Source organism: Taibaiella chishuiensis, from assembly GCF_003014535.1.
GTDB classification, from domain to species: domain Bacteria; phylum Bacteroidota; class Bacteroidia; order Chitinophagales; family Chitinophagaceae; genus Taibaiella; species Taibaiella chishuiensis.
In genome coordinates this window covers 275,685-300,544 of the sequence record NZ_PYGD01000006.1, presented here as the reverse complement: position 1 = coordinate 300,544, position 24,860 = coordinate 275,685, and the positions used below count along the sequence as shown (strand labels likewise).

General features: G+C 50.4%; 23 protein-coding genes. 5 read left to right on the top strand and 18 right to left on the bottom strand.

The features are described 5' to 3' along the window. Positions 1–169: 169 nt before the first annotated feature. Positions 170–2,989, top strand: a complete 2,820-nt coding sequence (locus B0I18_RS16590; RefSeq protein ID WP_106523850.1) for a DUF7948 domain-containing protein — start codon at positions 170–172, stop codon at positions 2,987–2,989. A 153-nt stretch (positions 2,990–3,142) separates the two neighbouring features. Here the strand turns inward: B0I18_RS16590 and B0I18_RS16585 are convergent, their stop codons facing one another. Both B0I18_RS16585 and B0I18_RS16580 read right to left on the bottom strand, forming a co-directional pair. Then, positions 3,143–3,541, bottom strand: a complete 399-nt coding sequence (locus B0I18_RS16585) for a hypothetical protein (RefSeq protein WP_106523849.1) — start codon at positions 3,539–3,541, stop codon at positions 3,143–3,145. A gap of 135 nt (positions 3,542–3,676) precedes the next feature. Beyond that, on the bottom strand, positions 3,677–5,170 hold the full coding sequence (locus tag B0I18_RS16580) for a T9SS type A sorting domain-containing protein (RefSeq protein ID WP_106523848.1): 1,494 nt from the start codon (positions 5,168–5,170) through the stop codon (positions 3,677–3,679). Between the two features lie 504 nt (positions 5,171–5,674). On the opposite strand from B0I18_RS16580, the gene B0I18_RS16575 reads away from it, so the two are divergent. Continuing rightward, positions 5,675–9,784: a T9SS type A sorting domain-containing protein gene (locus B0I18_RS16575; RefSeq protein ID WP_106523847.1), complete on the top strand. Its 4,110-nt coding sequence runs from the start codon at positions 5,675–5,677 to the stop codon at positions 9,782–9,784. A gap of 97 nt (positions 9,785–9,881) precedes the next feature. Here the strand turns inward: B0I18_RS16575 and B0I18_RS16570 are convergent, their stop codons facing one another. Beyond that, a complete protein-coding gene (locus B0I18_RS16570) occupies positions 9,882–10,484 on the bottom strand; it encodes an FMN-dependent NADH-azoreductase (protein ID WP_106523846.1) in 603 nt (200 codons plus the stop codon). 151 nt (positions 10,485–10,635) lie between these two features. Here B0I18_RS16570 and B0I18_RS16565 point away from each other — a divergent pair, with 151 nt between their 5' ends. Then, a complete protein-coding gene (locus B0I18_RS16565; protein WP_106523845.1) occupies positions 10,636–11,019 on the top strand; it encodes a winged helix-turn-helix transcriptional regulator in 384 nt (127 codons plus the stop codon). A 302-nt stretch (positions 11,020–11,321) separates the two neighbouring features. On the opposite strand, the gene B0I18_RS16560 is transcribed toward B0I18_RS16565, so the two are convergent. Then, entirely contained in the window at positions 11,322–11,882 is a 561-nt protein-coding gene (locus B0I18_RS16560) for a hypothetical protein (protein WP_106523844.1), read from the bottom strand. Positions 11,883–12,235: 353 nt separating this feature from the next. Here B0I18_RS16560 and B0I18_RS16555 point away from each other — a divergent pair, with 353 nt between their 5' ends. Further along, the gene (locus B0I18_RS16555; RefSeq protein ID WP_106523843.1) at positions 12,236–12,595 is read left to right on the top strand and encodes a nuclear transport factor 2 family protein; all 360 of its coding nucleotides are present in this window, start codon (positions 12,236–12,238) and stop codon (positions 12,593–12,595) included. A 75-nt stretch (positions 12,596–12,670) separates the two neighbouring features. Here B0I18_RS16555 and B0I18_RS16550 read toward each other — a convergent pair whose 3' ends face one another. The 10 genes from B0I18_RS16550 to B0I18_RS16500 all read right to left on the bottom strand — a co-directional run bounded on the left by B0I18_RS16550 (position 12,671) and on the right by B0I18_RS16500 (position 21,281). Continuing rightward, positions 12,671–12,859: a hypothetical protein gene (locus tag B0I18_RS16550; RefSeq protein WP_106523842.1), complete on the bottom strand. Its 189-nt coding sequence runs from the start codon at positions 12,857–12,859 to the stop codon at positions 12,671–12,673. A gap of 82 nt (positions 12,860–12,941) precedes the next feature. Then, complete coding sequence (locus tag B0I18_RS16545) at positions 12,942–13,880, bottom strand: pentapeptide repeat-containing protein (protein ID WP_106523841.1); 939 nt, start codon at positions 13,878–13,880, stop codon at positions 12,942–12,944. 294 nt (positions 13,881–14,174) lie between these two features. After that, complete coding sequence (locus tag B0I18_RS16535; RefSeq protein WP_106523839.1) at positions 14,175–14,588, bottom strand: VOC family protein; 414 nt, start codon at positions 14,586–14,588, stop codon at positions 14,175–14,177. A gap of 102 nt (positions 14,589–14,690) precedes the next feature. Beyond that, positions 14,691–15,806, bottom strand: coding sequence for an agmatine deiminase family protein (locus B0I18_RS16530; protein WP_219905994.1), 1,116 nt, complete (start codon positions 15,804–15,806; stop codon positions 14,691–14,693). 91 nt (positions 15,807–15,897) lie between these two features. Beyond that, positions 15,898–16,728, bottom strand: a complete 831-nt coding sequence (locus B0I18_RS16525) for an AraC family transcriptional regulator (RefSeq protein WP_219905993.1) — start codon at positions 16,726–16,728, stop codon at positions 15,898–15,900. A gap of 115 nt (positions 16,729–16,843) precedes the next feature. After that, on the bottom strand, positions 16,844–17,314 hold the full coding sequence (locus tag B0I18_RS16520; protein WP_106523837.1) for a GNAT family N-acetyltransferase: 471 nt from the start codon (positions 17,312–17,314) through the stop codon (positions 16,844–16,846). Between the two features lie 112 nt (positions 17,315–17,426). Continuing rightward, positions 17,427–18,347, bottom strand: a complete 921-nt coding sequence (locus tag B0I18_RS16515; RefSeq protein WP_106523872.1) for an AraC family transcriptional regulator — start codon at positions 18,345–18,347, stop codon at positions 17,427–17,429. A 75-nt stretch (positions 18,348–18,422) separates the two neighbouring features. Beyond that, positions 18,423–19,328 carry an NAD(P)H-binding protein gene (locus B0I18_RS16510; RefSeq protein WP_106523836.1) on the bottom strand — a complete coding sequence of 302 codons (906 nt, stop codon included), beginning with the start codon at positions 19,326–19,328 and terminating at the stop codon, positions 18,423–18,425. A 217-nt stretch (positions 19,329–19,545) separates the two neighbouring features. Beyond that, on the bottom strand, positions 19,546–20,505 hold the full coding sequence (locus B0I18_RS16505; protein WP_106523835.1) for a hypothetical protein: 960 nt from the start codon (positions 20,503–20,505) through the stop codon (positions 19,546–19,548). Next, positions 20,502–21,281 carry an alpha/beta hydrolase gene (locus B0I18_RS16500; RefSeq protein ID WP_106523834.1) on the bottom strand — a complete coding sequence of 260 codons (780 nt, stop codon included), beginning with the start codon at positions 21,279–21,281 and terminating at the stop codon, positions 20,502–20,504. The genes B0I18_RS16505 and B0I18_RS16500 overlap by 4 nt, the downstream gene beginning before the upstream one ends. 187 nt (positions 21,282–21,468) lie before the next feature. Between B0I18_RS16500 and B0I18_RS16495 the strand changes: the two genes are divergently transcribed. Next, positions 21,469–21,771: a hypothetical protein gene (locus B0I18_RS16495; RefSeq protein ID WP_146146775.1), complete on the top strand. Its 303-nt coding sequence runs from the start codon at positions 21,469–21,471 to the stop codon at positions 21,769–21,771. A gap of 93 nt (positions 21,772–21,864) precedes the next feature. Here the strand turns inward: B0I18_RS16495 and B0I18_RS16490 are convergent, their stop codons facing one another. The 4 genes from B0I18_RS16490 to B0I18_RS16475 form a co-directional block, all read right to left on the bottom strand. Beyond that, a complete protein-coding gene (locus B0I18_RS16490; RefSeq protein ID WP_106523832.1) occupies positions 21,865–22,668 on the bottom strand; it encodes a helix-turn-helix domain-containing protein in 804 nt (267 codons plus the stop codon). Between the two features lie 19 nt (positions 22,669–22,687). Then, positions 22,688–23,089, bottom strand: a complete 402-nt coding sequence (locus tag B0I18_RS16485) for a GlcG/HbpS family heme-binding protein (protein ID WP_106523831.1) — start codon at positions 23,087–23,089, stop codon at positions 22,688–22,690. A 56-nt stretch (positions 23,090–23,145) separates the two neighbouring features. Beyond that, positions 23,146–23,937, bottom strand: a complete 792-nt coding sequence (locus B0I18_RS16480) for an SDR family oxidoreductase (protein ID WP_106523830.1) — start codon at positions 23,935–23,937, stop codon at positions 23,146–23,148. Between the two features lie 240 nt (positions 23,938–24,177). After that, entirely contained in the window at positions 24,178–24,849 is a 672-nt protein-coding gene (locus tag B0I18_RS16475; protein WP_106523829.1) for a DNA-3-methyladenine glycosylase family protein, read from the bottom strand. Positions 24,850–24,860 lie beyond the last annotated feature (11 nt).

Sequence of the window (24,860 nt, the reverse complement as noted above, 5' to 3'; positions counted from 1 at the left end):
ATGCGGGGCGGCCTCCGGGAAAATACGGATTCTCAAAAATAGCGTATTTATCCCGATAGCGTGGATGTCGCAACCCGACTATCTTTACTTCGAAGAGATGCCTTAGTGATCAGTTACTTACCTGGCTTTTCTGCCTTCCACCTTGCTCTAAAATTAAACATGTACGAGAATGAAAAGAACTATGCTCTTATTACTGGGTTGTTGCCTGGCGCTCAACAGCTACAGCCGTTCCGTTCCCACCGAATGGAAAAGAAAGAACCAGTACGCCTTCGTGGAGAATTGCGGACAAATCCGCGACCAGGATGGCCGCGCCCGAGCGGATATTGCCTTCCGGCTGCAGAGCCCGGAGGTTACCTTGCTCAGTGGTAAAACGGCACTGCATTACCAATGGCAGCGGGCTGAAGGCCCTGCGGGAAAAGACCTGGCAGCACTAAAGCAGAAACAGGTGCATACCTATCGCATGGATGTACACCTGCTGGACGCCAATCCCGACGCCCGGGTGATCAGGGAGGAGCCTCAGGATTATTACGAGCAGTACTACCAGCAATATAATGGTCTGAAAGGCGCAGTGGCACACGCTTTCAGTAAAGTTACCTACCAGGATGTTTACCCCGGTATCGACTGGGTACTTTATGTGAGCAGCAAGGCTGGGGTAGAATCCGTTAAATACGATTTTGTGGTGCACCCGGGTGCCGACGTCTCGAAGATCAGGTTGCAATACAAAGGCGCTACCAGCCTGAGTATCGGGGAGGATGGCAGCTTTACAGCCGTAACACCGGCCGGTACCCTAAAGGAGGATGCGCCATACACCTATACGCTGAATGCGGGTAAAGCCGGTACCAGGACCAGGGTAGATTCCCGCTTTGTCTTACAGGATAACATACTGAGCTTTAAAACGGTGCCCAGTAAGGAAACGCTGGTTATAGATCCCTCGCTGGAGTGGGCCACTTATTACGGCGGCACCGGCTTCGACCTGGGCACCGTGCTCAACTGCGACAACAGTGGCAATGTTTTCGTTACCGGGGCTTCCTGGATGAGCGCGAATATAGCCACCACAGGCAGTTACCAAAGCACCAATGCCGGGGATTTCGATGCGTTCCTGGCTAAGTTTGATAAGGATGGTAACCGGCTCTGGGCAACCTATTTCGGCGGTTCTGATATAGACTATAGCTACGGTCTTGTTTGTGATTTAGAAGATCATGTGTACATCGCGGGGGTTACCTACAGTGCCACCGGTATCGCTACCGCAGGCAGTCACCAGGCTGTTTATGGTGGCAATGGCGATAATTACCTGGCACGCTTCGACAGTACGGGCGCCCTGGTATGGGCTACCTATTATGGCAGTTCCGGTACGGAAAGCGGCGGTATATGTACAGCCGATAACCTGGGACATATCTACCTGGGCGGTTATACCGATGGTACTAATAATATAGCCAGCAACGGGCATCAGAGTGCCAATTCCGGCGGCTGGAACGATGCTTACCTGGCACAGTTCAATGCTGCCGGTGTACGCCAGTGGGGCACCTTTTACGGCGGCAGCATGCACGACCAGGCCGATGGTGTTGCCTGCGATAACTTTGGTAATGTATACCTGGCCGGGCAAACCACGAGCGCCAATAATATAGCTACGCCGGGCAGCCACCAGCCGGTGATCGGCGGTGGTTATGATAACTTCCTGGTTAAATTCAATGTAAGCGGCGTAAGGCAATGGGCCACCTATTATGGCGGTGCGGGCAACGATTACGATGGTACGCTGAGAACGGTTGCCTGCGATAAGCTGGGCAATGTGTTTCTCGCCGGGCAAACGCAAAGCAGCACGGGTATTGCCACTGCGGGCAGTCACCAGCCTGTGATCGGCGGTGGAGAGGATGCTTTCCTGGTCAAGTTCAACGGCCTGGGTGTGCGGCTTTGGGGTACTTATTTTGGCGGCGCCGGCGATGAAAACGGCGGTGCGATATCCTGCGACTTTTCCAACAATATTTTCTGGTGTGGGTTTACCAACAGCACTTCGGGTATTGCTACTGCCGGTGCACACCAAACTGTTTACGGCGGCGGAACCAAAGATGCCTTCCTGACACGGTTCAACAGCGAGGGGGTGCAGCAGTTCGGAACGTATTATGGCGGTAATTCGCTTGATGAAGGGTATGCCGTTGGTTTCGACTATGTCGGCAACGCGTATATCTCGGGCGGAACGACCAGCGCCAACGGGATAGCCACGCCAAATGCCTTCTCCACTACCTATGCAGGTATGATCGCAGTATTCCTGGCTAAGTTCTGCACCTCTGTGGCCTCTCCCACACTCGATGGGCCGGATACAGCCTGTGCACACAGCTACCAGGTATTTACCGCCTCCCAACTATCGGGCGCCACCGGCTATATCTGGACCTTACCGGCCGGCTGGGCGGGCAGCAGCGATTCGTCCAAAATTGTCGTACAGACCAATGGTACCGGCGGAACGGTGTCGGTACGCATTATCCGTTGCGATACAAGCGATGCACAAACCCTCAATGTGTATATCATACCGCAAACGCCGGCTGTTATTACGGCCAGTAATTTTGTGCTCAGTACAACCAGTACCTATAACAGCTACCAATGGTTGTGGAATAATACCCTTATCCCGGGCGCCAATAATCCGACTTATACGGCAACGCAAAACGGTAACTATACGGTTGTGGTTACCAGTCCGGGTGGTTGCACCGACACTTCCGATATCTACGCGGTATCCGGCATTACAGGTATCAGGGATGCTACTGCGCGGCTTGATGCGATACATGTATATCCTAACCCGGCAGTTGATCGGTTGTACATCAAAGCGGCGGAAGCAGTGGCTGTCCGGTTATTCAGCATCGAAGGCCGCCAGCTGATGGATATTCCTGTGGCCGAAACGATTGATATCAGTTCCTTAACGGGTGGCGTTTATATGCTACGGTTTTTCGATAGTAAGGGTAATTATATCGGTACAAAAAGATTTACAAAGTTGTCGGAGTAATGACCTGCCGGTAATTTTAAAAAGACCTCCTGCATTTTTGCAGGAGGTCTTTTATATTGAAGCCCGTTATACAGGGCCGGTTTGGGTAGGGTATAGCGGAGCGGATGCCGGTAGCGCTACCGGACATGCATCCTGTAGTCATTTTGGAATATACTATTTGCCCTGTTTAAAATAGGCCATCGCCCTCGCAATATCCTCATTGGAAAGCGCCATGATCAATTGATTGATCGGTTTTTTGGTCTGGGCATCAAACAGGTAAACTACTCCTGTTGCCATGTAAGGCTCCATGGCTTGGGTAAGCCCGAGCTTTTCAATTTCCGGCGCCGATTTTTTTGCCGTTTCCGGGCTGCTAATGTCATTCATGACGAATTGGTATGTTCCGTCCTTATTGTTTTCATGAAGCGCAGCGATCGCTCTTTCGCCATTGGCTTTGCATACGCTGCACCAATTGGCTGTTTTCACTATTGCGATTATTTTACACTGAGCAAATGCCCCTGCTGATATCGTCGCCGTAAGCAATACGGTAGCGATTAAACTTTTGAATACTTTCATTCCGTGTATCTTTAAAATGCCTGTCAATATTGACCCTGCAAAGCTGCGGCATAAAAAAGAGGGTTTGTTGGCCGATAAGTCCAGTAATTTGGCAATTCGGTTCAAAAAAAGCACATGCCTGCCACCAAATTTTTGCTAGTGTTGTACGACGAGCTTTTGATAAAAGCGGTTGCCCTTGTTGGTAAGGTTTATAAAATAAATACCATTGACCCAGGCCCGCACATTGATGCTTAAGCCGGGTTTACCGGCCGGGATGACGCCCCGGTGTACGCTCCTGCCCGAAACGTCGGTAATGTAAACCGCTGCATCCGATAAGAAGGGCTCCCGGAGCCTTATCTCCAGCATATTGCCTGCAGGGTTGGGGGTTATGGACAACTCATTCCTGCCAGGACCAGTAATACCGGAAGGTTCGGGAGGAATCCTACCCGCACAGGTGCTGTCGTAGCAGCCATTGCTATCCACACGCAACAGCCATCCCTGCTGCTCCCAGGATCCGGAAGGGCTTAGCGCTTCGGCCCAACCCGAGGCAACAAAGCTGCCATCGGGCAGGCCCACGATTTGGGATAAGGTACTGGTCTTTCCCGGAGCGTACGTGTAGCCATAATTCCAGATCGAATGCAGGCTGGAATCGATCCTGTTGATCTCTCCAAAGTATATCGGGGCGCTTGATTGCGAAGCTCTGGCAACAGCGGCGCATCCGTTTATTGTAGCGATGCAAACAGACTGGTAGCCGTCGTCCAATGCGGTATAAACGGAAGAGCCCGCTTTGTATAATGTATAATACGCCCTGCCTGCGGTATGACCGTCCATCGTTATTTTTTGAACCGTACCGTTTATATAACCGCCGTCTATCCATTCCGGTATATCGGTATAAGCTCCGCCGCAAACATAAAAATAACCGGCTCCTTCTTTCGATGCAGCGATTGCCGCTCCTCCATTGGGTTCCGACCATGTTATCTGCATATTGCTGTCGACAGCACTTGAATTGGAGCGCCCGCTAAAAAGGAAACTATGATCGTCCTTTAATGCCAGGCCCCTGATGTAGTCTTTGCTAAATGCCGTATCATGATACAGGACCGTACCTGTACTATCGATCTTGTATAATTCTGTTTTGAAAAGATCGCCTGATGATAGCAATAAATGCGCTTTATCGAGGAGCAATATACGCTGTTTCTTTTTCTGCCGGGGATTATACTCCTTTTCCCAGATCTTAACCAGGTTCATATCCGTTTTGAGCACTTTAATCCTGGATTGACTGCCGACTCCGGGCTGAACTTTTGCGCCGAGCCAATAGATATATTGCCCGTCCGTAGCCGCTGCGCTATAACTGATACTATATACGGCCTGGGTATCGTACCGGGTTGCCTGCGTTGTGCCATCCAGGCTGCTTTTGTAAAATTGGGTATAACCTCTTTCCGGCGCAGACATCGTCACTACTTTCATCGCGTAATATAACGCCTGTTGTGTACTGTCATACAACAGGACAGTAATATTAGCACTTCTGTAGGACGACGCAATAAGGTCGCTCCTGAATACCTTTGAAAACCCGGGGAAGTTTTGGGCATACCCGCTGCCGAAGTGAAAAAAGCACAATAGCAATGCCCATTCTTTTAAACGATATGTTTTCATGTTGCTGTTCTTAACTGTAAAACAGGCAAGGGAATAGGCCGCTTGCCCGGGATACTAAATTAAGAATATAATATTGTATTTTATATTAAATTGATATCCCTGCCGGTATAAGGGATAACTGTGTACACTTACCGGTTAATTGTGTGCAAAAAAATCGTTTCAGGCTTGCTAAGGAACGAAAAAGCCGGCAAAGCATATGCTCCTTCTCGACATTACAGCATAACGGAATTGTAAATAGACAACGGGCAATTCATCTTATTGGATGTGCTTTCCCTTTGGGTAAGTTCTTGGTCCGCGACCAACAACTTACCTATAAGTGGGTATTGTATAGCGTAAAATACGCATCTATTTTTGTTGCCTGCCATGTAGCAGTGCCCGGTTGCCAATGTTATACCGTAGTACAGCAACGATACGGATGCCTGCAATACGGATAGGAGTGCACATTCCTTAAAGCAGGCCTGGTTAGGACATTGCTAACCCGGCGCTAACTATAAACCCTTTGTTATGATCAAAAAAATAGCACTGATCGCCTTGTGCGCGATCCTTACCATGAACTGCTTTGCCGCATTTATTCCGGTTGCAATCTCATCCGGTTTTAACGCGGATATCGTTGCAAACGGCGTTGGCGCTGCCTCCGCTTCTACAACGCTGCCGGCCGACAACGGCACTTATTCCCTGGTGGCAAAGGGATGGTCGCTTACCGCATCGTCCACGCCAACCAATACCGGCCTTCCTGCCAACGGGATACTGAGCAGCGAAATTACCAACGGCCTGAAATTCCAGCTGGGTAACTATTCTGAAAACAATGCCCTGCAGCTCAGTACCTGGAACGCGTCCGGCACCTTAGTTTTTCAAAGCCCCTTAGCCGGGCGGAGGCTTTATGTACTCGCGCATGCATCGGTAGATACTGCCGCCATGAATATCGTGATCAACTTTATAGACGGCACGGCGATTTCTGCTTATGTCTCGGTGCATAACTGGTTATCTAGCCCGCCGTATGCCGTTAACGGTATCGGCCGGATCAACAGGATGACGAATACGGTGGAAAACCTGGCTGCCGGCCCCGGTATCCAGCAGTTCCAGGTTGATCTTTACGGCCCTTTGCAATCGAAGATGATTCAAAGTGTGACCATCGAAAAGCCGTCCTTTGTTGGAACCCTTAATGCCTTCGCAGTAACCGTCGAAACGGTACCGATCACCCCGGGAACAATAACGACCGCCAATAACGGCAGCTGTATCACTCCTCCCGCAATTTTATCGCTGAGCGGCAACACTCAGCCGGGCGTTGTAAGTTATCAATGGCAGCGGTCTTCGGATAGCGTCAATTTTAATAATGTCGGCAACGTTTCCGGTACACCGGGTTATATCGCCTTTCAGCCGGTTTCAGCAACGGAATGGTTCCGCTGCCAGCAGACCTGCTGTGGCGACTCACCGGTGTACTCGCCCGCGATCAGGCTGAACTATTGCCCCATGGGCGTTGCCCAGTACAGTCCTTCATCCGGTGGCAATACAGGAGACATCACGATGACGATTTCGGGACAGGGCTTCGGCGCTTTAACCCGCGTACGGCTTAAGAAAAGCGGCCATCCCGATATCGCGGTGCCGGATTCTTTATTGATCGTACAATCGCCGGCGAGCCTGCAGGCCACGTTCAACCTGAGGTTGGCGGATACAGGGCTTTATGACCTGGAAATTTCGAATTCCCTGGATACGGTTACATACACGAATGGCTTCCGGATCAATCCCGGCCTGGGTTCGAAGATATGGCTTATGATTACCGGGGCTGGCGGTATCCGGCCGGGCCAGTGGCAGCCGCACGAGATCCGCTACGGCAACTCCGGCGATATCAATGCCATCGGTGTACCCATCTATATAGCGGTGCCTGCGTCGGCAGAGCTGCGGCTAAAGAATACGATCCTGGACTATAACATCGACTCCACAGCTTTCCTGGTGCAGGATAGCCTTACGCCGGTGTTAATCGATTCGGTATTCGAAGGTGATGTGACATATAAGATCTATACGCTCTTTGCACCCTGTGTACCGGCGGGTAGAGACGGTACCATCCTGCTACAGCTACGCTCTTCAGAAGCGATCAGGCTAAAATGCTGGTCAGCGAAACCGCTTTACGGTTCCCCGATTAACCCGACATTTACTTCGTGTAGCGCAACAATAATTGAGCGGGTCTGGAACGACATCAAAGGTGATATCGATCCCCTGAAGCAGCTGCACCTGAATAATTGTTTTACCGATTTTTATGACGGCCTGTTCCGGCCATTTATTAGCATATTCGAAAACAAAGGCATCAGCGATGATTATTCCTCCACCTTTGGCCTTTACAGGGGGAAGTTGGGTTGGTTCGTGGATTTCGGCAGGAGTGTAACCAAAGCATTTGTTGATGGCATTAATTGTGTAACCGATGCCGGCGGTGGACTGACGGACCTGGAAGTGGCTGCTTTGAAAAACACGATGATGAAAAAAATCGTGAGTCGTGCTGCGTTGGTCCTGGCCCTCGAAGAAGCCTTCGAAACAGGGTTTGGCCTTGGAGAAGACATCGCTGAAGGGTTAAACGATTGTGGCGTATTCGATTACCTGGTCCAGGAAAAAGTGACGATTCCTATCATCAACTCGATCGATCCCAATGCTAAATACGGCCCCCTGGGCGCCGGGCAACATAATTACCTGCCACCCCTAAAGACCGTAGCCTATTCCATCCATTTCGAAAATGACTCCAGTGCAAGCGGCGCGGCGCAAAAGGTAAAAGTGATAGATACCCTGGACCTGAATACATTTGAGGTAAGTTCCCTGCAGCAGGGCATGATCCAGGTTGGCGATACGACAATTTATATAGAAGGCGGCGTAAAAGCATATAAAAAATACATCGACTTCCGGCCCAGGGGCAAAAACTATATCCTGGAAATAGAAGGAAAGGTAAACGACCTGACCGGTATTGCTACCTGGCAGTTTGCAACCCTGGATCCCGCCACCATGCTGCCTGTTACCGATCCACTGTCCGGCTTTTTGCCGCCGAATCACAACGCGCCGGAAGGGCAGGGCAGCGTCTCCTTTTCGGTAAAACTGAAAGAGGGCATCGGCAATCATGCCACGATAGCAAACAGGGCGCATATTTTCTTTGACAACAATGCCCCGATTGCCACAGATACCTGGACGAACAAACTCGATAAAACGAAACCGTCGAGTGTGGTAACCGCTTTGCCGGTCTACACTTTGGATACAGCCTTCCAGGTTGCCTGGCATGGCGCCGATTCGGGCTCGGGCATTAAGAATTATTCGGTTTACGTTTCGGTAAACGGTGGCGATTTTAATGCCTGGAAATTCCGTACCCGCGACACGACCGCGATCTACCACGGCGCTTTCGATTCTACCTATTCATTTTATGCAATAGCTATGGACACTGCCGGTAACCTGGAGGATAAACCCCTGGCTTATGACGCGACTACGCGGCTTATTAATTGTGCACAAAGACTGGTAACCGGTGTCGATACGATCGGCGCTACCTCGTTCTGTTATGGAAATACCCTGCGGCTTATTGCCTTTGGTGGCAACAGTCATCAATGGAATAACGGATCGGTTACGGATACCCTTAGGGTAAGCAACTCCGGTACGTACAATGTGCTTACCTCAGACACGTTCGGTTGTACGCAGCTGTCGGGTGATATACAGGTAACTGTTTATGCGCTGCCGGTTATCGCTTTATCCATAGGCGATACGACGCTTTGTCGCGGCGATTCGGTGGTGGTAACGGTCAGCGGCGGCCTTAGTTGTTTATGGGCCCACGATACTACCGCAGGATATACCCTTGTGCTTAAGCCGGATACTACTGCTTCATTCTACGTATCGGTTGTGGACAGTAACCTGTGCAGCAATGCCGATTCTTTTACCCTATCGGTCAGGAATCTGTCCACGATCGCTATTGATGTAGATAGCGCGGGTGTTTGCCTGGGCGAAGACATAACCCTGCATGCTTCCGGCGGAGTGCTGTATACCTGGTACCCCGGTGCGATACAGGACAGTACGATCGTGGTTGCTCCATCAGCTGCGCTGTATTACTACCTCAGGGGAGCAGATGACCATAACTGTTATAATTACGATTCGGCCTGGATAAACGTATGGATGCCTCCTGCCGCGCCCTTACTGACCTTTAGCGGCGGCTATCTCCTGAGTAATTATCCCTCGGGCAACCAATGGTACCTGGATTCTGTATTGATACCGGCTGCAACAAACGACAGCCTGATGCCCGGCGCGCCAGGCAGGTACTATGTCGTTTTTACAGACAGCAACGGCTGTTCTGCAGCGTCTGCACCGTATCTTTATGAAGGGCTTGGGGTCATCGATAGGAGCGGGTTGCAGCATATTCAACTGTTCCCCAACCCGGTGTTGCACGAACTTGTTGTACGCGGTGAGCACAGCTATGACCAAAGTATTAGGATATCGCTGATCAATGCAGTGGGCCAGGAATGCCTTTCCCGGGTAGTGAAACCGGAAGCGGGGCAATTCAATACCCGGATCAATATGTCTTCGGTCGCCCCCGGGTTCTATATGGTTGTGATCCGGACGGCTAAGGGCAACCTGAACTATAAAATAGTTGTAAAGTGACGGAGGGGATGATGCCATCCCCGGGGCAGCCCGGGATGGCATCATAACATATCAGCCTATAGGCAGCCTGTAACGTGGACCTCCGGCAGGGCCGGTTTTAATCGATATGAATGCTGGCAATGCCTTGCTCCAGGGAATGTTCTTGTATACCCGGAACCTTTACCCCTTCGACTCGGAATACGGAGAGGTCGGTCATCCCTAAAAAGCCGAGGTAAGATTTAAGGTAAGGCGCAACGAAGTCGCGGTCTGCCATCGGTCCTTCGGAGTAAACACCGCCGGAAGCCATGGCTATATAAACCTTTTTACCGGTAACCATGCCCACCGGTCCGTTTTGCTCATAGCGGAAAGTGAGCCCCGGCCGGGTAATATGGTCGATCCAGGCTTTTAATACACTGGGAATCGTAAAATTATAGAACGGCGCACCAATGACGATGATATCCGATGACAGCAACTGCTTTACCGCGTAGTCGGAGTATAAAACTGCTGCACCGGCGCTTTCTGCCTGCGTGCCAGCCGGAGCAAACATGGATTGAAGAATCGTAGGGTTTAAATGCGGAATACCCAGGGCGTTGAGGTCTACTTCCTCAACCGTACTCCCCGGATATTTTTCAATCGCTTTTTGTACAATGGCTTTGCCGAGTTTAATACTATAGGACTGGTTGCCCTGGATGCTGGTTGTTAAATGAAGGATACGTTTCATGAAAGGTAATTGTTGAGAATAAATTTTTAGTAGAGGCAAGTATAGATCCGGCTTGACATTCACGGCGTAAAAGTATAAAGACGATCCGGCGAAACGACCGCGCTTACCTCGAGGAAAGCACTTACCTGCAGGAAAGGGAGTAGCTTTGCGTATGGAAGCAATACACGGATACCCTGCTGTTTTGCCGGGCAGGCAGGAATGTGCATCATCGCTGAAAAATGTGATGGATGCCTTGTATGTGATCGGCGGTAAATGGAAACTGCCTTTGATCCTGTCGCTGATACAGTCGCCCAAAAGATTTAATCACATCCAAAATGAATTGCAGGCTATATCGCCTAAGGTACTTGCCAAAGAATTGAAAGACCTCGAACTCAACGAGTTTATCAGGCGTATCGAGGAACCGGGCTCGCCGAAGACGATTGTCTACCACGCTACGGCACATAGTCTTAGCCTGAAAAATGTATTGTATGAATTGGGCGTCTGGGGTGGCCGGCACCGTGAAGTCATAAAGAAAAGTATCAGCCGGCCCTTGTAAGCCATGGACTCAAACAGGCACTATCCCGGTATAACAGGAAGGAACTTTATGCATAGATCAACAGCCCGGCATATACCGGGCTGTTGATCTGTTACAAGCCGTGTTATTCAGGTTCGTATTTTATGGCTTTCGAATAGCCTTGCGCTACGCCATACCACCCGGTGTTGTCTTTATCATAAATTAAGGCCCGTACTCATTTGCCTTTCGCGTTATAGTATAGCCATTTCCCGATCCTGCGCAACCCGTTCTCGTCCAGTGTCCCGGTTACTTTGTGCATTTTCTTTGTTCCCGGCCCTTTAAGACTAGGGACATTTTACGCCTAAAATATCTGCGACAATATCGCCGATTACATAGGGTACACTCTTCGCTTTGGCATGGCCCAGGAACTTAAGCTTAGGGTGCGTGAAGCCCATTACATGGCAATATTCATGCATTAGATGCGCGGCATAACAGGCCGCTCCATTGGCCATGATATAGCCCCTGAAGGTGCGGGTTATATAGGTCTTCATTTTCGTATCGTAAACAGTTACCCCTACTTCGCCGCCGCCTGCATATTTATTGTAAACGGCTACTTTCAAATGGATCACATGATCCGGGTTACCGGGCGCTGTACCGTTGCGGATCATGGCGAGTATTGCTTCATTGGTTTTGTTTTGGTTTCTTTTAAAAGAAGCCTGCTTTACTTTTTGTGCAAATAAATCGGAGTTCACCACGGAATCGATCAACCGCACAGCAACCGTCAGCATACTATCCGTGGTTTTGTCGAACCCGTCTTTGTAGTCTACCCGTACCCGGGTCGGCTGGCCTAAAGCTGTACCAGCACAGGCCAGCAGCGCGAAAATGAAAAGATGTCTGAGGATCATGGCAATGGTATTTATTGGTGTAATAAAGAATGACCTTTTAAGGCCTTTTTTCGCTACAAATGTACGGCTGCGGCACCCTCAGTAACAAGCGGGGAAACACCCGGAATGATAGGTGCAATTACGCAATTTTCTTAGGCCCTCATCCCGGCAGCAAAAAGCCCCCTGCAAATTGCAGAGGGCCGTACTAAAGCCTTGGTATATTGTTGACGTGTTGCCTGTAGCGGACTGTGGTGCTTTACACGAGAGAGCGGGCGTGCCCGGATTTATACCTGCCATGGGCAAGCCCTCTTTTGCAGACCTGCAATTTTGTGAACAAAAACAGCTCCCGATTGTCAGCCCTTAAAACTATAGCTATGACTACCGCAGAGATTGCCGGCCGCCTGGCCGCATATTGCCGCAACGAACAGTTTAGCACCGCACAAAAAGAACTCTATGCCGACGATGCAGTTAGTATAGAACCTGTTGAAACGCCTGGTTTTGATAAGGAAACCAGGGGGTTGAAGGCCCTGATGGAAAAAGATAAGCAGTTCAGCGCAATGGTTGCTGCGCGGTACGGCACTACGGTATCCGAACCACTGATCGCCGGCAATGCCTTTACTTTCGTGCTGACTATGGACCTGCAAATGAAAGGCGGCGACCGGCAACAGTTGCAGGAACTCTGTGTCTATACCGTTAAAGAGGGTAAGATCGTTTCCGAACAGTTCTTTATGTAAGCACCGCAGTCATAAAACCGGTGAGCATGAGGACGAATACTAAAGCCCTCCGGCAGGGAGGGCTTCGGGGGATGTTTAGTTGTTTTGCGTTTTCTTTTTCCCGAAGATAAACCCCATACTGATCGCAAGTGTGACCAGGTAAACCGCTGCCAGCGCCGGCTTTTTAAACCTTGAATTTTGAAAGTCGAAATTGCGGTACAGGGCCGCGCCAATGATGATCGCGATAATTATAAAAACGAAGGATAGTGTTCTTTTTTGTTGCATGAGATCGTTGATTGTCCCGCCCGTTTTACACTGCGGGTTGGGTGATATATTAAGGTCAGATTGTTTTTGTCTCGTATGGCGATTATAAAAAGGATACTTTCGATAAGTCGGCGCCCATGCCTTTCAGTTCCGCATAGGTCAGTTTATCCATCCTGGCGCCGTCGAAGTTGATGGTTTTAATCGCCCGGTAATATTTATTGGTCAGTGCATAGCTTGGTCGAAAGGAAACCTGTTGTAAGGTAGCGTTATTAAAGGTGGCTTCATCCAGAGCCGTCTTGTCAAATTTTACGCCGGTAAAACGCAGCCCGTCGAGGCACAGGCCCCGCATATCCGAATACCTGAAGTCTACGTTTTTGAACCCGCAGTTTTCAAATACCGTTTGCCTGAGGTCGGTTTTGGTCAGCTTAACGTCGACCAGTTCCGTATCGGCAAATGTGGCGCCTGCCAGTCCCGATGCATTGAATACCGTACGGACAAGCGTAGTGCCCCTGAAGCTGGCCTGGCTCAGGTCGTTTGCAGAGAAAGTACAGTCCGCCAGGTTGGCCCCGTCGAAATTGGCTTCCCGGGCATCGCTGCCGGTAAATGAACTGCCCGCCAGGTCGGCGCCGGCAAAATCGGAACCGCGTAACGCGCTGCCGTTGAACTTCCTTTTAGGTGCAGTAACCCCTGCAAAGTCGCTGCCCGCCAGGTTGCCCCCGTTGAAATCAACTAATAACTGCCGTTCGTCGGCTGCAGGCGCCGGTACCGCCTCCGGGCCTTCCCTGGTAGGGTCATGGTCGCCGGTGGGCTTTACCACCAGGTTGCCGGGTACCGGTTGACCCTGCTCCGAAAAATAGTTAAGATCGAGACCTAAGATCTCTGCAAGCCGGTTAACGGTAACGATGTCGGGAATGGACTCGGCGCGTTCCCATTTGCCTACGGCCTGCGGACTGATAAACAGGAGTTGGGCCAGTTGCGCCTGCGACATGTTTTTATCTTTGCGTGCTTTGGCAATTTTGCTGCCGATCATTTTTGTATCCATAAGTACTTTTTTATTGTTCGCTGTTTTACTCAGCAAAGGTATCTCCCCGCGTTCCGGCAAGCATCAAAACGGCCGCTCCTCTTGGTTGTATCGCCGCTACTCCTGGTTGTATGCCTGCAACGCCAGGTGGCAGGCGCTGAAATTAAACATTTTATATAAATGGTTTTATCTGTTGCTGAAGGTCGCAAGCCAAACGGTATGGCACCTGTTGCCCTGCAGGTTAAACAACAAGTCCCCCGGTATCAGACCGGGGGACTTGTGCACAGGGGATAAAATGTTTTTCGGCTTACAGGCTTAACCCTGGTGTTCCGGTATGCCGTTAGGATCCATCCATACAAATTCCCAACGGTGGCCATCGGGATCGTCGAAGCAATGCTGGTACATAAAACCGTGATCGGTGGCCGGGTTAGGGATGGTGGCGCCTGCCGCTGTCGCTTTATGGATCATTTCGTCTACGGCTTCTTTACTGCCTGCCGATAAGCAGATCAGGCTCTCCGTGGCTTTATGGGCGTCTACGATTTCTTTTTTGGTAAACGTCTGGAAAAAAGGCTCCGTCAGCAGCATTACATAAATGGTATCGCTGATAATCATACAGGTTGCTTTCTCGTCGGTAAACTGCGGGTTGAAGGTATAACCTAATTGAGTGAAAAATGCTACAGACCGGTTGAGGTCTTTAACGGGCAGGTTCACGAAAATTTGCGTTGTCATAGTTGTTCTCTTTTGTTGTTTTGTCAAAAGTACGACACGGCCGGCAGCAGTAAAATGTGCGGAAACGACAAATTAGGGGGCTGCTTGCGACGAGTTTAATGGCTATAAGGCCGGCTGTTGCTGGGTAACACAATGGATCATGCCCCCGTTTGCAAACAAATTGCGGCAATCGATGCCGATAACGGTTCTGCCTGGATACAGGGCCTGGATCGCCGCATTGGCCACGGCATCGTTGGGATCGTTATAATTGGGCACCAATACCACTTTGTTGGCGATATAATAATTGACATAGGAGGCTTTACCCACATTTTTACCATAGGTAGTTACCACCTCATTTTGTGTAAGGGGTACCTTTACAAAGATATAAGGTGCGCCTTTACCGTCAACGGCATTATATAGAGTCCGGATATCGTTACCCGGTACCTGCCAGTACAACAGGTCGTCTTCCTGCATCGTAACGATCGTTGCGCTGTTGGCAAACCTGGCAAAGCCGTCTATATGCATATCCGTGATATCGAGGCCGGCTTTGCCTTCCAGCCATATAAACCGCGTAGTGCCCAGGTAACGGGCAAAGAGGGTTTCCGCCTGTTGTTGGGTCATACCCGGGTTCCTGTTGTTATTCAGTACCGAGCTTTTGCAGGCCATCAGTGTGCCTTGCCCGTCGATCTCCACACTGCCGCCTTCATTGATCATAACCTCGTTGAGGTTGATGACATGCGTCTGTTGCTGCCCCGCAACCACTGCGGGTATACGGTTGCATCGGGCAAAGTCTGCTTTGCCGCCCCAGCCGTTAAAGCCCCAGTCTTCTACGAATAATTGGCCCTGTTTGTCTTTTACATAAACAGGCCCGTTGTCGCGTACCCATACATCATCGGTAGGACTGATGGTAAAATCGATACGGTCCAGGGTCACGGCGGCCGCTTGCAGCAGCGCGGTTACCCTTTCCTGTTCGGCCTGGTCGTATACAATAAGATGTACCTTTTCACTGCCGGCGAGGGCCCTGGTCATGGCGACCCAGGTGGCATCCAGCCGGTTCCTGAATGTTTTGCCGTATTGGTACTCATGGGGCCATTGCAGCCAGGTGCCTTCGTGTAAAGCGCCTTCTTCGGGCATGCGGTACACAACGGTTGTGTCTGCCGGCGGGATTTGTTCCGGCACGTCTGCGCCTTTCGTGCAGGATAAAAAGAGGCTGGATAAGATCAGGAATGTGCTTGCCATTTTGTAAGTCATTTTAGGATAACGATTTTGTTAGGGCAAAACTACCAGGCTAAAAAAGCAGATTGTTGTCCGGAATTGACAATCTTATTTGTCAGGCTAATGGTAACCAGATATAAGTGACCTGTTCGGCGATGCTACCCGTATTGTCGGGGTGCTTGGTGTATTGTTCGATAACGGGCGAAGTGCCGAAGCGGAGTTGGGTGGTCAGGATCCAGCCTGCATAGATATTCGTGTAGGTTTCCTCGATCGTTTCATAACTGCCATAGTGGATAAACTGCGCATACCGGCCTCCGCCAATGGTCTTGGAGGGCAGGCTGCCATCGCAGGCCTGTACCGAAGCACAGGTATCATACCGGCAGTCCAGTTGCTCCCGGATCAGGGGTTCATCGGTTACCACGCCATAGTATACGACGTCGTGCCCCGGGAATTGGTGCTGCATAAAGCTTTCCCATTGCGCCTCGATCGCTGTATCTGCATAGGGGATAAATGAACTCTTGTAATAAACAGTTATCGGCGGTATATAAACGAGCCGGGGTTGTAACACCAGTCCTGCTTCGATCGGCAAAATGCCTGCCCGAGCCAGTAGCGGCGTCTTTTGCGCCCTGGCTTCGCCGGGCGATACCTGGTAATGTTGTTTAAAAGCCTTGGAAAAGGAGGCCAGGTTGGCAAACCCGACGGTGAGCGCAATCGAGGACAGGGTATCCTTGCCATACAGGATCATTTTGTAGGCATGCTCAACCCGCAACCGTTTCTGGTAAGCCCCGATGGTTTCGCCGCAGGTATACCGGAATATGCGCTGGATGTTCCGGTACGAGTAATGGGATACGGCTTCCAGCTCTTTAACCGAAATGCCCCTGTCGTAGTTGTTTTCGATAAAACTCAGGGTATTGTATACGCAGTTCAGGTGGGCCGGAATATCCATGGGCAATGGCTTTACAGGTGCGTCCTTAGTAAGGGAGGCATGGTAAATATACGACAATATACCGCGAATAGGATGCTGCGCGGTTGGGAACGATTATGCCCGGGGCATTATGGTACTACCCTGCAAACTTACGGTAAGTGGGTTCGGGGTGTATTTCGAAACCCAGTTTCTGGTAAACGGATTCGCCCTGCGGCGTTGCATGAAGCTCAAATGCAGGAACACCAAGGCTTGTGGCATGATCGAGCAATACCCGGATCACCTGTGCGGATAAACCTCTGCCCCGGTAAGCGGGCAGGGTAAATACATTCATAACATAACCCCAGCGCCCCGATGGGTTTTTAAGACTGGCGGGCTGCCTGCGGATCACCAGGCCTGCAACCGAAACTACCTGGCCCTCCAGCTCCGCATAACTGCATATATAGGACTGGTTGAGTTCTTCTGTAAAATATTGACGGAGGTTATCCCTCAGGTTGGCTTCGATGGCGGGTTCCTGTTTGCCGGTAAGCTCGTTGCCAAACAGGATACGCAGTTCAACCAGGAGGTCGATATCGTTTGCGGTGGCCAGGTTTATTTTTACGGGTTGCATGGGTGCCGGTTATGGATGTGTACCGGGTTAAAACGCGGCGTGGCAATTATTATTATCCGCATCACAAATTCCCTCATGCCGGAAGATGGCTGCGGCAGTATAAAGCGGCTGATCAGTTAAAGCCCGCCCGGAATGCGAGCGGCGATTGGTTGGTTTTGCTTTTAAACAGTTTGGTAAACGATTGCGGATACTCAAAGCCCAGTTCATAGGCAATCTCGCTTACGGATAAGCCGGTTGCCGACAGCTTTTCCTTGGCCTTCTCGATCAGTTTATCGTGGATCAGCTGCTGGGTGCTTTGCCCCGTCAGGCTGCGTAGCAGCCTGCTCAGGTAGTTGGGCGATATGTTCAGGGCCTGCGCTACAAACTGCACCGTTGGTAACCCGCGGGCCAGGGGTTGATCCTGTTTGTAGTAATCGTCCAGCAATGCTTCCAGGCGTTGGAGTATACCATGGTTGGTAATTTTACGGGTAATGAACTGTCTTTCATAAAACCGTTCTGCATAACGCAACAGGGTCTCCAGGTGCGAGATGATAATGTGCTGGCTGAATTTATCGATATTGCCATGGTATTCCTGCCTGATATTGGCGACGATACCGTTAATCGTTTTTTCTTCTTTCTGCGAGAGAAATAAGGCCTCGTTTACAGAGTAATCAAAAAAGTCGTATTGCCTGATCGTCTTGCCCAGTGCTGTGTTCCAGAGGAAGTCCGGGTGTACGAGCAGGATCCAGCCCGATTGCCGGGTGGCTTTGCCGGGCCCGGCCTCGATCCGGAAAACCTGGTTGGGCGCGATAAAGAACATGATCCCTTCATCAAAATCATATTCCTGTTGCCCGTATTTCAGTTTGCCGGTCATACCCCGCTTCAGCGATACCTGGTAAAAATCGAATACCCAGTTCACCGCATCGATATCGGCAGGGCGCTGCACGGCTTTATAATCCACCACACTGATCAAGGGGTGCTCGGGGTGGGGCAGGCCTCTTAAACGGTGAAATTCCGTGATGCTTGTTATGCGTTGGGTCTTGCGTTGTTCCATACCGGTAATTTGTAAAAAGTATTGCCATTTAGATAATGCCTGCACGAAGCGTTTACTTCGTGCAGGCATTATCGTTTAATCCTGGTTATAGGCCTGTGCGAATTCTTTTGCAAAGTCGGTAAATTTTACCTTACCCAGTACAGGCCGGTGCCGGTTGTAATCTTCATAGAATACGCCGCTGCGCTGGCTGGCCTGGAAGGTTACAAATCCCCTGGCGATTTGTTCGTTGAAACCTATATCCAGCCAGGATTTTAAGAGTGCTTCATCTGTATGCACTTCCCATTTCAGCTCAGGTTTGCCGATCGCTTCGCCCAGTACCCGGGCTATTTCGTTGGGCGAAATTTCATCGCTGGCTACATAACGAACCTGCCTGCCGGCAAAAGGCTGTTCCATTGCTCCGGCAATGACTTCGGCAATATCCAGGGGCGAAACCCAGGGCTCAGGCTGATCGCCGGCATAGTTGGACACCAGGGTTCCTGTTGTTTTAATACGGTCGATAGCCGCAAACAGGTTGAAATAGATACTGGCCGGCCGTATAAATTTAATGGCCACCTCATCAGGAAGCCCGCCCAGGATGCGCTCTGCATTGTAGTGGAACACCAGTATGCCCGTTCCCTGGTCGGTATGGGCGCCTATACTGCTCAGGTGGATTATTTTTGTGATCCCTGCTTGTTCGATTGCCGTTTTATAGCTTTCAGCGATGCGGTTTATGGCGCCGATAAAATCGACCGAGGTATCAAACATATCCCCTGCAGCCTCCATGGTTTCCATTAAATATACGATGTCTGCGCCTGCGAAGGTCTGTGTAAGAAAGCCGGCATCAAACATACTGCCTATAGCGGCTTTTGCACCCAGGGCTTCTATAGCCTGCCGCCGCTCTGCATTGCTGCTGATCACGGTTACGGTATGCCCCTGTTGTACGAGCTGTTGGGTAAGCGGTTTGCCGATATTGCCGATAGAGCCTGTTAAAACGATATTCATTTTTCCTGTGTTTTTTGTTCCTGCAAAACTCGGTCAGCGGCGCAACGCGCAACTAGCCAAATCTATCTTTGTCTTAGCCAAAAACGACGGAACTTATATTTTATCATAGCTGCCTGGACAAGGGCTTATACACACGAATTAAAAATGCCTTCAAATCAAATTTGAAGGCATAAGGTGTATGCTTGGCCTGGCGGCGTTTGTGGCGTTATTAATATAATCAGAGGTTCAATTGTTGCGCGAGTGACTGGTGCTCCTCCTGCATCAGGTAGTTCAGGCTTTCGCCGGCCTGTACCAATTCCCCGGCCGAGGCGCTTTGCCACTCCTCTAAAGGTTCATTGCTTTCATTGCCGGACATCGAAACCGCACGGACCAATTCGCCAAGCCGTTGCAGGCCTTGCTTCAAGGTGTCGCCCGACTTGGTTTTCAGCCGGGTAAACCAATAGCCTTCCAACTCCCAGGCCACGGCATGCCACAGCGGGTTGTAGCTGGCCCGTTTTAATAAAGCTGCATATTCATTCAGGTAGTTGATAAATTTGGAGAAGCCGGAGATAAGGCTAAGTACCTGTTGGTACTTTACAGGCTCTTCCCGGATTTTTTGCAGTTCCCGGTTATCGCCGATCAGGTCCCATAGCCTGGCAATATCTACCCATCCCAGGTTGCCGACCCGGAAGGCGCCATCGTCTAAAAGAAACAGGAAGCTGTCGATGTCTTCATCTTTCATCCGGGACCTGAGCAGGAGCAGGAGCAGCTCAAACTGCCGGTCCAGCTCCTGTTGCGCCAGATCCTTGCCGGTAGCGGCCGGGGAAAGCACCGCTGTTTTAAAAACCTGCGGCAGGATTAAGGGGTAATATTCGGTATAATACCGGGCAACATGTTCGTTACCCAGCAGGGCCATACCTTCGGCTACCAGGTCTGCGGGTGCGGGTGCGCTTACATAACCGGTCAGCAGGGCCGCAGTGACGATAGCATAGTAGCCGATAAAAAAGTCCATATCATCCCGGAAATAAAGCTCTTCCGTTAAATTGATGGCTTCATCCCCATGAAACCGCAGCAAGGTTGCCAGTTCGCCCGTTTCCTTTGCTTTTTCGAAGGCCGCAGCAGCCCGGCCGATATAGGGCAGTTGCCTGAAATTCAGTGCCAGGGCTTTAAACCGGATATCATTGATCTGTTGGTTCATAATAATGCTTCAATAATTTGAATGGGCGTATCATAGATGCCCATTTCAGGTTTGCAGATGGAAACATGCGATCGGCCCCGGACGGGATTACCTGTGCAGAACGTATCATAACAAAAAGGGGCGTTGTGGACGACCTTATCACCAAAGGCATGTAATACCTGTGCGCTGAGTATGGGCGCCTCCCCGGTATCCCGGTATTTTTGCGTTTCGCTTTCGAGCTTTACCAATGCCGGCGATCCGGGCCGCAGATCGTCGATAACCGGCCGGTTATACATCAGGAGACTGCCCAGTACTTTGTAAAAGCCCGGCAGGCTTAACATCAGAAGGCTTTGTACCCTTGCGCCATTATGAGCAGGAGCAAAAAGCACCAGTTTACACTGCTTGCGCCATGCAAAACCGGCCTTTATACTTTCCAGTAAGGCGAAGCGCGCTACAATGGAACCCAGCGAATGCGCGCAGATAATGATCTTTTCATAAACCGGCGGATTATCGGGGCGTAAGGCGGAGCGTGGCGTACTATGCCGGTCGAGGAAGGCGAGGAAATCGGCCGCCTGGTCAAATGCCTGTCCCTCCATACTGTCGTAACCGTAATAAATAATATCGCTCCGGCAGAATCCCGGTGTGAGGGGCAGGGCATTGGCAAAATCGTTCCAGGTTTCGACCGAAGCGCCCCGGAAGCCATGTACGAATACCACCAGGTTTTTGGGCGGATCGGCACTGTAGTATGCTGCAGAGTTTTTGCCTTCAGGGATAAATTCGATAGGGTAATGGTACATCGCTATGTTTTTAGCCTGTTACGGATAGAAGGGGTATCTTTTACAGATGGATGTAAATTTAAAAATTAAACATAGCAAAAACTACTAAAAACGATTTATTAATATCTGAAACGCTTATGCTGTCCCGTCAGTGGTCTGGTAGGTAATGGCTCTGGGCAATATGCGTCCGGGTATAGAAAAAACTTTTATGAAACTGACGAAACATTTGAATACATTCGCAGGCAGCACTAAGAATATGGAACACCACTTTGAACTACCGGTAACTTATAAAGACGAAGAAATGACCTTTACAGGCCGCCTGGTAACTTTTGCCTACGAATACAAGTTTTTTGTCCAGGTGCAGGGCGTTGAGATCGTATATGAACAAGACGATGAACAGCACCTGCGGGCCGTTGCTTATGAACATGCCGCTGATAAGCAGGTTGATCCCGGGCTTATAGCAGCGATCGCCTTGAAGCTCGAAGAACAACGGGCCGCATTGAGTATTTAATGACTTTTATGATATAAGCCCGGTCATACGGTGCTCAGGGTGGTAACCCTTATAGCGCAAAGGGTGTGGGACTTCCGGAAGCATACCCGGCTCTTAAACTTCACCGGTAGTCAAACCGTATTTCTGTTTGAAGGAAAAATAAAAATGCGAAAGATTTTCAAAACCCAGATCGAGGTAAAAGTCGGCGGGTTTTTGCTTTTTATGTTTGATTAAATAAAATGCTTCCTCGAGCCGCTTTTCGCGCAGCCATTGCTGCGGCGGTGCATTAAAGATCCGGGTAAAATCGCGCTTAAAACCCGAAAGACTGCGCCCGGTAAGGCGTGCAAACGATCCTATAGGCACATTGAACCTGAAATTGCTGTTCATAAACACTTCCAGGTCTATTTTGTGCGGCTCCGAAAAATCAAAAAGAATCGTTCTGAAATCCGGGTTGCTTTGCAGCAATAGCTCGATCGCTTCCCTGATCTTTAAATCCGATAGCCTGGGCGTAACCGCTTTGGTCTTATTCACATAAGGAGCGAGCGACATAAAGTAATGATGCAGGAAATCGTCGGGTTCGAAGAACAGTTGCTGCCCGCCGGTATAAGCCGTCCTGATCGTGATCTTGTTTTCCAGGGCGTATTGCCGCAGGGTTTCCTGGTCGAGGGTAATGGACAGGAACTGGTACTTGCCCGATTTGGATGGGTATTTAATGGTCCGGATCAATTGATTTTTCCGGACGAGCACCACCGAGTTTTCCCGGATCACGGTGGTACTATCGCCCAGGAAAGCATGTGTTTCCCCTGATAGCTGGAAGCCGAGGAAGTGCTCCGGGATGAATTCTTCATAGCCCCTATGCTTTTCAAAAGCACAGGAATATACCAGCTTATCAAAAATGAGCTCCTGTTTTGCTTCCATGTTGCAAATATCTTATATTCTATTGAATGGCTGTTGCACCTGCTGCGGCAATAGCTTTATCCTGTTCCGGCGTGCCGCCCGAGCTGCCTATGGCCCCGATCATAATACCTGCTTTGTTTTTAAGGACTACACCGCCTGCAAGGGTTAATAATCCGTCATTGGCCTGGATCATGCCTGAGTTTTGCCCGTTTGCAGCATGGATGATCGTACCCATCACATCGCTGTCCACGCCGAACATCACAGCGGTCTTTGCTTTTTTGATCGCAAAATCGATAACGCCGTATACGCTGTCCAGTCTTGCGAAGGCAACCTGGTGGCCGCCCTGATCGACAATGGCGATGCTTACCGGGATACCCAGTGTTTTTGCTTTTGCTATAGCAGCGTTTAATGCCTGCGCCGCTTCCTGATAAGTAATATTCATTGTTGCTGTTTTTAAAGGGAATAGTAAGCACGGATCTGCATCCGTGCTTTGTTATACTAGCTTTTGGCGGTCCAGGCATCGGCCTGTAATTGTTTTACAAAATCTTCGGTTTCTTTCGGGTGTACATTCCTGAAATTGGCATCGTTATCCAATGCTACTTTTACGATACAATCGGCCATGGACTGCGGGTCCAGCTGGTGGGCCAGCGACTCTGCCGCGCCGTCGAATGCCGAGGCCGGTGTGAAGTTGCGAGCCGGATCGTACCAACGGAAAATACTGTCTACGCCGCGGTCGTTGAAGCCCGTTCCAAATACCCCGGGATTACAGGTGGCGATTTTGATATTGAAGGGAGCGAGCTCGGTTTTCAGTCCTTCGGCAATGGCTTCCAGTGCGTGTTTGGAGGCACAATAGGCTGCCACATAAGGTACCGTCCATAAGCCGCCCATAGAAGAGGTAAAGACGATCTTGCCCGGCTTTTTTTGCGCAACGAACTTTTTAATAAAGCCCTGGGCGAGCTGCAGGGCGCCAAATACATTGACCTCGAACATCGACCGGACCAGGTCCAGCGGCTGTTCTGCTATAGGGCCGCCCTCCATAACACCGGCATTGCTGATCAGCAGGTCGATATCGTATTTATGCGTGGTATAGTTAATGTCCCGCTGGTCGGTCACGTCCAGTTTATCTACGGTAAGACTGATGCCTTTTGCTGCGGCTTCGCGCATCAGGTCGCTCACCTGCGGGTATACCTGTGCCGTGGCAATTACGTGGTGTCCTTTTTGCGCCAGGTCGAAGGCTGCTATTTTTCCAAAGCCGCTTGCTGCGCCGGTAATTAAAATGGTTTTGCTCATGTTTATCCTGTTTAAAGTGATAAGGCAAAACTCGGCCGGCTACCCTTATTTTTACTTGCTGTACCGTCCATGTTTGTATTGCTCAGCGGCTCAGCGGGTATATCCTGGCCCGGTGTACAGGTATTGTTGCCGGTCTGAACCAGCACAGCCCGGTACTATAGCCAGGCTGCTGCATTTGTGGTAAGCGTTTGCCTGGATATGATTTTAAACCGTAGTCTATGATTACAGGGGGGATGCATTTTAGCCTGCTGCAGGCAGCGTCTTTTTACGCGGATGAGAGAGGTAGTAATGCCAGAGCAGCATACAGGCTATCGACCGGAAAGGTTTCCAGGCCTCGCTGACCGCCAGGATCTCCTCCCTGGAAATGCCTGCCGGCAGTTGTTTGAGCCGTTTTACGGCATTTACTGCGGCCAGGTCGCCTACCGGGAATATATTGACTCGTTGCAGGGCAAACATCAGGTATACATCTACGGTCCAGTTGCCGATACCTTTCAGGCTAACGAGCACCTGCCGCACGGCATCGTCCGGCATACCGGCAAAGGCATCGAGCTTTATGGTGTTATCGTTCAGGGCTTCGGCCAATCCCCTGAGGTATCCTGCCTTTTGCCGGCTTACGAAACAGGCTCTCATTGCTTCGTCGTTAAGCCGCAGTATATTATCGGGGGTAATGTCCTGCAACTTTTCTTTCAGCTTGTTTAAGGTAGCCAAGGCCGAAGCCAGCGATACCTGTTGCTCGAGAATAATGTGCACCAGGGTTTCAAAGGTATTGGGGCGGGTCCACATAGGCGGGTAACCATAAGTGTCCAGGATGCGCTTCAGGTCCGGATCCCCGCCTGCCATATGGTCGCAGAGCTGTTGGTAGTTGTCTTCGTTGAATGTTGCCGGCGTTGGCGCCGGGTATGCTTTTTTCATGGTCGTATTCC

What these genes read in the sequence shown, in the direction of transcription:
- B0I18_RS16590 (WP_106523850.1), top strand. Translation starts at nt 170, where the DNA reads ATGAAAAGAACTATGCTCTTATTACTGGGTTGTTGCCTGGCGCTCAAC.
- B0I18_RS16585 (WP_106523849.1), bottom strand. Translation starts at nt 3,541, where the DNA reads ATGAAAGTATTCAAAAGTTTAATCGCTACCGTATTGCTTACGGCGACG.
- B0I18_RS16580 (WP_106523848.1), bottom strand. Translation starts at nt 5,170, where the DNA reads ATGAAAACATATCGTTTAAAAGAATGGGCATTGCTATTGTGCTTTTTT.
- B0I18_RS16575 (WP_106523847.1), top strand. Translation starts at nt 5,675, where the DNA reads ATGATCAAAAAAATAGCACTGATCGCCTTGTGCGCGATCCTTACCATG.
- B0I18_RS16570 (WP_106523846.1), bottom strand. Translation starts at nt 10,484, where the DNA reads ATGAAACGTATCCTTCATTTAACAACCAGCATCCAGGGCAACCAGTCC.
- B0I18_RS16565 (WP_106523845.1), top strand. Translation starts at nt 10,636, where the DNA reads ATGGAAGCAATACACGGATACCCTGCTGTTTTGCCGGGCAGGCAGGAA.
- B0I18_RS16560 (WP_106523844.1), bottom strand. Translation starts at nt 11,882, where the DNA reads ATGATCCTCAGACATCTTTTCATTTTCGCGCTGCTGGCCTGTGCTGGT.
- B0I18_RS16555 (WP_106523843.1), top strand. Translation starts at nt 12,236, where the DNA reads ATGACTACCGCAGAGATTGCCGGCCGCCTGGCCGCATATTGCCGCAAC.
- B0I18_RS16550 (WP_106523842.1), bottom strand. Translation starts at nt 12,859, where the DNA reads ATGCAACAAAAAAGAACACTATCCTTCGTTTTTATAATTATCGCGATC.
- B0I18_RS16545 (WP_106523841.1), bottom strand. Translation starts at nt 13,880, where the DNA reads ATGGATACAAAAATGATCGGCAGCAAAATTGCCAAAGCACGCAAAGAT.
- B0I18_RS16535 (WP_106523839.1), bottom strand. Translation starts at nt 14,588, where the DNA reads ATGACAACGCAAATTTTCGTGAACCTGCCCGTTAAAGACCTCAACCGG.
- B0I18_RS16530 (WP_219905994.1), bottom strand. Translation starts at nt 15,806, where the DNA reads ATGGCAAGCACATTCCTGATCTTATCCAGCCTCTTTTTATCCTGCACG.
- B0I18_RS16525 (WP_219905993.1), bottom strand. Translation starts at nt 16,728, where the DNA reads ATGGATATTCCGGCCCACCTGAACTGCGTATACAATACCCTGAGTTTT.
- B0I18_RS16520 (WP_106523837.1), bottom strand. Translation starts at nt 17,314, where the DNA reads ATGCAACCCGTAAAAATAAACCTGGCCACCGCAAACGATATCGACCTC.
- B0I18_RS16515 (WP_106523872.1), bottom strand. Translation starts at nt 18,347, where the DNA reads ATGGAACAACGCAAGACCCAACGCATAACAAGCATCACGGAATTTCAC.
- B0I18_RS16510 (WP_106523836.1), bottom strand. Translation starts at nt 19,328, where the DNA reads ATGAATATCGTTTTAACAGGCTCTATCGGCAATATCGGCAAACCGCTT.
- B0I18_RS16505 (WP_106523835.1), bottom strand. Translation starts at nt 20,505, where the DNA reads ATGAACCAACAGATCAATGATATCCGGTTTAAAGCCCTGGCACTGAAT.
- B0I18_RS16500 (WP_106523834.1), bottom strand. Translation starts at nt 21,281, where the DNA reads ATGTACCATTACCCTATCGAATTTATCCCTGAAGGCAAAAACTCTGCA.
- B0I18_RS16495 (WP_146146775.1), top strand. Translation starts at nt 21,469, where the DNA reads ATGAAACTGACGAAACATTTGAATACATTCGCAGGCAGCACTAAGAAT.
- B0I18_RS16490 (WP_106523832.1), bottom strand. Translation starts at nt 22,668, where the DNA reads ATGGAAGCAAAACAGGAGCTCATTTTTGATAAGCTGGTATATTCCTGT.
- B0I18_RS16485 (WP_106523831.1), bottom strand. Translation starts at nt 23,089, where the DNA reads ATGAATATTACTTATCAGGAAGCGGCGCAGGCATTAAACGCTGCTATA.
- B0I18_RS16480 (WP_106523830.1), bottom strand. Translation starts at nt 23,937, where the DNA reads ATGAGCAAAACCATTTTAATTACCGGCGCAGCAAGCGGCTTTGGAAAA.
- B0I18_RS16475 (WP_106523829.1), bottom strand. Translation starts at nt 24,849, where the DNA reads ATGAAAAAAGCATACCCGGCGCCAACGCCGGCAACATTCAACGAAGAC.